The organism is Roseomonas chloroacetimidivorans (assembly GCF_049629625.1).
In the GTDB taxonomy this organism is placed as follows: domain Bacteria; phylum Pseudomonadota; class Alphaproteobacteria; order Acetobacterales; family Acetobacteraceae; genus Roseomonas; species Roseomonas chloroacetimidivorans.
In genome coordinates, this window is record NZ_JBNBZS010000314.1 from 1 (window position 1) to 667 (window position 667).

General features: G+C 64.2%; 1 protein-coding gene. It reads right to left on the reverse strand.

The features are described from left to right. Positions 1 to 171 precede the first annotated feature (171 nt). Entirely contained in the window at positions 172 to 294 is a 123-nt protein-coding gene (locus tag ACO1BU_RS37680) for a hypothetical protein (RefSeq protein WP_424140946.1), read from the reverse strand. Positions 295 to 667 lie beyond the last annotated feature (373 nt).

The window sequence follows — 667 nt, forward strand, 5'->3', positions numbered from 1 at the left end:
CGAACTCCCATGCAGGCCGGCGGTCCGTGACCGCGTAAGAGGCCGGACAGATGGCAGCATCCGACTACGCGTCACCGCAATTCTGAAGTTTTCCCTTGCCCTGAAGGGGGCGTCCACAGATGTTGCACGGGTCGCCGGTGTGGGCGTGCTGATCCCTACCGGTGTTTCGGATCACGTGATGCGGACATACTCGGGGCGACCAAGGTCGAGCATGCGGTTCAGGACGTTGGCAGCGATCGCTACCTCGCTCGCCTGACGTTCGTCCGTGTGCGAGCGCAGCGTGTCCCCGATCACCCGCTTCCAGCGTGAGATATCGGCCTCGACCAGAGCACGCCCGTTGTAACGGGTGTCCTCTGCCAGCTGATGCGGCCACGCTGCGCAATGGCTTCGATGTGCTGGTCGCGCTGTGTCGGTGCCGTTTCGGCCGCTTCGCTCGGCACTGCACTGGACCGCGGTGGCACGATGACGGCCGCATCATGATGTGGGGTGGCGACTGCCTCGTAGACATCGTCCCGATCGAACGCACCATCGGCAGTGAATGGGATCTGTCAGCGCTCGCGCCAGAGCTGCCGTCACCCGCCGGCTGATGCTATCAGCCTATGCCGCCTCAAGGAGGGCAAGCACGGTTGCTGCACGACGGAAATGAAGCATGCGACGGCGGCTTGCG